The organism is Daejeonella sp. (genome assembly GCF_037719425.1).
In the GTDB taxonomy this organism is placed as follows: Bacteria; Bacteroidota; Bacteroidia; order Sphingobacteriales; family Sphingobacteriaceae; genus Daejeonella.
Window position 1 is genome coordinate 1 of the sequence record NZ_JBBJNI010000216.1, and the last position, 4,853, is coordinate 4,853.

General features: G+C 41.4%; 6 protein-coding genes. All 6 read left to right on the forward strand.

What is annotated here, in order from left to right; all coding sequences use genetic code 11:
* Positions 1 to 16: 16 nt before the first annotated feature.
* Positions 17 to 670 carry an ABC transporter ATP-binding protein gene (locus WKF69_RS18585; RefSeq protein WP_340383906.1) on the forward strand — a complete coding sequence of 218 codons (654 nt, stop codon included), beginning with the start codon at positions 17 to 19 and terminating at the stop codon, positions 668 to 670.
* A gap of 2 nt (positions 671 to 672) precedes the next feature.
* On the forward strand, positions 673 to 1,164 hold the full coding sequence (locus WKF69_RS18590) for a hypothetical protein (RefSeq protein WP_340383896.1): 492 nt from the start codon (positions 673 to 675) through the stop codon (positions 1,162 to 1,164).
* Positions 1,151 to 1,780 carry an HAD hydrolase-like protein gene (locus tag WKF69_RS18595; protein ID WP_340383898.1) on the forward strand — a complete coding sequence of 210 codons (630 nt, stop codon included), beginning with the start codon at positions 1,151 to 1,153 and terminating at the stop codon, positions 1,778 to 1,780. The genes WKF69_RS18590 and WKF69_RS18595 overlap by 14 nt, the downstream gene beginning before the upstream one ends.
* Before the next feature lie 29 nt (positions 1,781 to 1,809).
* Positions 1,810 to 3,333 carry a S41 family peptidase gene (locus tag WKF69_RS18600; protein WP_340383900.1) on the forward strand — a complete coding sequence of 508 codons (1,524 nt, stop codon included), beginning with the start codon at positions 1,810 to 1,812 and terminating at the stop codon, positions 3,331 to 3,333.
* A 216-nt stretch (positions 3,334 to 3,549) separates the two neighbouring features.
* Complete coding sequence (locus tag WKF69_RS18605; RefSeq protein ID WP_340383902.1) at positions 3,550 to 4,185, forward strand: peroxiredoxin; 636 nt, start codon at positions 3,550 to 3,552, stop codon at positions 4,183 to 4,185.
* Positions 4,186 to 4,605: 420 nt separating this feature from the next.
* Positions 4,606 to 4,806 carry a cold-shock protein gene (locus WKF69_RS18610; RefSeq protein WP_340383904.1) on the forward strand — a complete coding sequence of 67 codons (201 nt, stop codon included), beginning with the start codon at positions 4,606 to 4,608 and terminating at the stop codon, positions 4,804 to 4,806.
* The last annotated feature ends 47 nt before the right edge of the window (positions 4,807 to 4,853 follow it).

A 4,853-nucleotide genomic window follows, 5' to 3' on the forward strand; every position in this document is an offset into this window, starting at 1 on the left:
ACAATTTGTTCGATATATGCTTCAGGCAACAGGAATTCATAAATCATACGGCAAGCTTCATATTCTTAAAGGTGTTGACCTGGAGGTACAAAAGGGCGAGATAATTACCATAGTGGGCGCTTCGGGAGCTGGCAAAAGCACCTTGCTTCATATTATAGGAACGCTGGATCAGCAGGACCAGGGGAGCGTTCGGCTGAATAATATAGATGTAAGTTCCCTGTCGTCGAAGAAGCTCAGCGCTTTCCGGAACCAGCATATTGGTTTTATTTTTCAGTTCCATCATCTTCTGCCAGAGTTTACCGCACTGGAAAACATAGCTATACCAGCCTATATTGCCGGGAAAGGTAAAAAGCAGGCTGAAGACCGGGCACGGGAGCTGCTGGACCTGCTGGGCTTAAAGGATCGGGCTGATCATAAACCTAATGAACTCTCGGGAGGGGAGCAGCAGCGAGTTTCGGTAGCACGGGCACTGATCAATAATCCTTCGATCATTCTTGCGGATGAGCCTTCGGGTAACCTGGATTCGAATAATGCGGAAAGCCTGCACCAGTTGTTTGCCGACCTGCGCGACCGCCTGAAGCAAACCTTTGTGATTGTAACGCATAACGAGAACCTGGCGAATATGGCGGACCGCAAGATCATAATGAAGGACGGGCAAATCATTTTATAATAATGCCAGTCCTGATCACTGCCGGGCTGAGCCCCGAAGCCTATCGGCTTAAAAGAATATTAGCTATCGATGAGGTTGTTTTTGCAGATCAAAGCCCGCTGCCGCAGATACCAGGCAGCCGGAGTTTAGTTATTCCGCCTTATACTTCATCAAGCTTTGTACATGAAGTACTCAAAGGCTGTCTCGATCTTGGAATAACAAAAATATACCCATTGCAAGCAGGAGAAGTAACAGAGCTGTCGAAAGCACGTTCTTTGTTCCTGGAATATAATGTGAAACTGATCATCCCCTCAGAGGAATGGCTTAAAAACCATGAGCCCTTAGTTAAAGGCAGCGCTGAGGATATCACTGTGCTGGAAGAGGGAACAACCGTAGCAGCAGAGGGAGTCTCTGATACTATTTCTCTAAATAATGAGACCGGTGTTTTCAGCGGGGCAACCAATGGACAGAATACGGAGTATTGTTTATATTTAATAGAAGATGCTGGAATATAGAGATCTTGACCCAAAGAAAAAGGCATTTGTATTCGAGCTGGATAATGTTATTTATCCTGAGAAAGACTACCTTCTGCAAGTTTATTACTTATTTTCAAACTTCATTGAGTTTACCGAAGGAGTACCATCGTCCGCCGACCTTACGGAATTTTTCAAGACGGTTTATTTTCACCACGGTGAAGAGGGGATCTTTGAAAGAGCCGCAGAAGCCTTCGGTTTTGATGACAAATACCGGGTAAACTTTGACATGCTGCATAGTACGGCAATATTGCCTTTAAAGCTGCTTATGTATAAGGAAGTTTTAAAGCTTTTGCAGGAGATCATAATAGACAGGAAGCAGATCTTCATTGTGACAAACGGCAAGCCTGAAATTCAGCTGAATAAGATCCGACAGATGGAATGGAATGGCCTGGAGCAGTATTTAAAAGTGTTTTATGCAACAGAAGTCAAACTAAAACCAGAACCAGACGTATTATCGTATATACTCCAAGACAATAACTTAGTACGAAAAGATGTTATTGTTTTCGGCGGAACGCAGATTGATGAAGACTTTGCAGCTGCATGCGGAGTAGATTATATTAATGTGGATGATATCCTTAGATTAAATTTATACTAACAAGAACCAATTATAAATTAAAATAAACGATGATAAATAAGTCAAATATCCAGAAACTTTTCATCCTGAGCTTTGGCCTGCTGATAGGCTTTTCTGCGTGTAAGAAGGATTCAAAAGTAATCCCCACCCCGGTCACTCCACCGGTAGTAGTTGCTGCAACCCGGGCTGAACTAACTAAGGATTCTATTTTCCTTTACGCAAAAGACACGTATTTCTGGAATGAGTTCCTTCCAACATATGAACTATTTAATCCGCGCCAGTATGCAACTAATCAGGCTGTGCTTGATGCGATAAAAAGATCACCAAAACCTCCTGGAGTTGTAGACAAATACTCTTTTCTGGATGATGGCTCACTTGAGAAGGAATTATCCGGCGTAAGCGGCGATTTTGGATTTTCAGTATTCTACAATGGCGCCAGGCCTTCTGACGATTTAAGGGTTAAATATGTATCTCCAAATTCACCGGCGGCTTCCAAAGGTTTGAAAAGAGGTTATAGAATCACTAAAATAAACGGCAGAACCGAGTTAACAACTGCAGTTGATGCGAATATTTCATTCGTTAGTAATGCCGTTTTCGGAAACAGCGCTTCCGTTACTATAACTGTGGAAAAACCTGGTGGACTTATTGAGGAGATGACCATAGCCAGAGGCAACTATTCATCAACACCGATATTTTTCACTCAAGTTTTTACTGTAGGAAGTAAGAAAGTAGGTTATATCGTTTATAATAGTTTTACCACAAATTCAAGGGATGCTTTAACGGCGAAGTTTGCTGAATTTACAGCAGCAGGTGTTACAGAACTGGTTATTGATTTAAGATATAATGGAGGTGGTTCAGTAGCTACCGCCGAAGCTTTTACAAATTTAATAGCACCAGCCAGCCTGAATGGAACTACCATGTATACTACGTTTTGGACGAAGAAGATGCAGGATGGACAAGCCACTATATTGAAGAACCAGCCGCTGACGGATGCGAACGGAAAGTTACAGCCATTTACCGGGGGAGCGAATGGGAAGTTCGCAACTTATTTTGATATTGATTATAAACCCGCTGCAAATACTGAAAAGTTTGCTAAAATAGGGGGCGCAAATATATCCAAAGTTGTCTTCCTGGTGTTGTCAGGCACAGCCTCAGCAAGTGAGCTTTTAATTAACAATCTGAAACCGCATATGGATGTGAAACTGGTAGGAGGAAAAACGTTTGGTAAGCCTGTTGGATTCTTCGCAATAGATATTGATGTAGTGGATCTTTATATTCCACAATTTGAAACAAAGAATTCCAGGAATGAAGGCGGTTATTTCGATGGAATGGCGGTAGATTTTGCTGTGGGGGATGATGTTTCCAAGGAGTTTGGTGATCCGACAGAAAAACTTTTAGCCGCTGCTTTAAGTTACTCGGCTAAAGGAACATTTACCATCGCCAAGCCAAACACTACAATAAGCAGTGTGAAAGCGATGTCTGTTAAGGAAGCTGAGGAGATGACCATTGAATTGGACGGAAATACCTTCAGAGGTATGAGCTATGATAAGAAGTTTAAGTTGAAGAAACAGTAAGAAAGAACCAAGAACCAAGAACCAAGAATCAAGAAACAAGAACCAAGACCAGGACGCAAGAATCAAAATTTGGACGTGGTTCTTTATATAGTTCTTCATTTCATTGTAAAAAATACCTCATAAATAGATTATGGGGTATTTTTTTTGAATTCCATCTTAATATCCAGTAATTTAGTAGTCTACTGTATTTTGACAGTTAATTTAAATCAAAGTGTTATGAGTTTAAGACTGGGCGATATAGCCCCAAACTTTAAAGCAAAATCATCTCTCGGAGAGATTGACTTTTACGAATATTTAGGTGATAGCTGGGCGGTATTATTTTCGCACCCGGCCGATTATACTCCGGTATGTACGACGGAATTAGGGAAAACAGCCTCGCTGAAAGACGAGTTTGAGAAACGCAATGTCAAAGTTATCGCTTTAAGTGTTGACAGCGAGGAGTCTCATAAAGGTTGGATCGAGGACATTAATGAAACGCAGGACGTTGAGGTTACCTTTCCAATACTGGCTGACGAAAACAGAGAAGTTGCTGAATTATATGGGATGATGCACCCGAATGCATCAGAAACGTTTACTGTAAGATCCCTGTTCGTCATTGGACCGGATAAGAAGATCAAACTGATGATCACTTACCCTGCTTCGACAGGCAGGAACTTCCAGGAAATTTTACGTGTTATTGATTCGCTGCAACTTACAGCAAATTACAGTGTTGCTACCCCGGCCGACTGGAAGGAAGGGGAGGACGTTGTTATTGTGCCGGCTATAAAGACGGAGGATATTGCGGCTAAATTTCCTAAGGGATACACTGCAATTAAGCCGTACCTGAGAATGACCCCGCAACCAAATAAATAATTATTTTAGAACCAGGTATCAAGAATCAAGAATCAAGATTTTCCACAAAGCGGACTGAACGGCGAAAGCTTATTCAGTGATACCTTCTGGTTCCGTTTACTCAGATTCCAGCGATGCTGGAATCTTTTAATTCCTCTAACTGTGCTTGTCAGCAGCAGAAAGGTGGAACCGCCTGAAAAGTTTGACTATTTGCATCAGCGAAGCTGGAACTTCTTGAGTCGCAACGAACAATTTCCATAAGAGAGCTTAAATTTAAACCGTCTAAAGAAAACATCTGTCGCGACCTTAGGATATCTATCTAGATTGAATTTATGAACAGGAGTGAATAATAATTTGGTATCTGATTAAAATCATTCGTTATATTTATATTAATATTAGCTCTATGTATAACGTACATAGAGCTTCATTTTTTTATTGATTATGGCAACAGGAAAAGTAAAATGGTTCAATACTCAGAAAGGGTATGGATTCATCGTAAATGATGACGATAACAAGGAGATCTTCGTTCACTTTAAGGATATCGAGGGTGGAGCTAATGCGATCAGGGAAAACGATACAGTAGAGTTTGAAGTAGAGGAAGGACGGAAGGGGCTGCAGGCGACGAATGTGAAGAAAGCTTAGTAATTTTCTGGAACCAAGAGCCAAGATCCAGGAACCAAGACTAATTA

What these genes read in the sequence shown, in the direction of transcription:
- WKF69_RS18600 (WP_340383900.1), top strand. Translation starts at nt 1,810, where the DNA reads ATGATAAATAAGTCAAATATCCAGAAACTTTTCATCCTGAGCTTTGGC.
- WKF69_RS18590 (WP_340383896.1), top strand. Translation starts at nt 673, where the DNA reads ATGCCAGTCCTGATCACTGCCGGGCTGAGCCCCGAAGCCTATCGGCTT.
- WKF69_RS18605 (WP_340383902.1), top strand. Translation starts at nt 3,550, where the DNA reads ATGAGTTTAAGACTGGGCGATATAGCCCCAAACTTTAAAGCAAAATCA.
- WKF69_RS18610 (WP_340383904.1), top strand. Translation starts at nt 4,606, where the DNA reads ATGGCAACAGGAAAAGTAAAATGGTTCAATACTCAGAAAGGGTATGGA.
- WKF69_RS18595 (WP_340383898.1), top strand. Translation starts at nt 1,151, where the DNA reads ATGCTGGAATATAGAGATCTTGACCCAAAGAAAAAGGCATTTGTATTC.
- WKF69_RS18585 (WP_340383906.1), top strand. Translation starts at nt 17, where the DNA reads ATGCTTCAGGCAACAGGAATTCATAAATCATACGGCAAGCTTCATATT.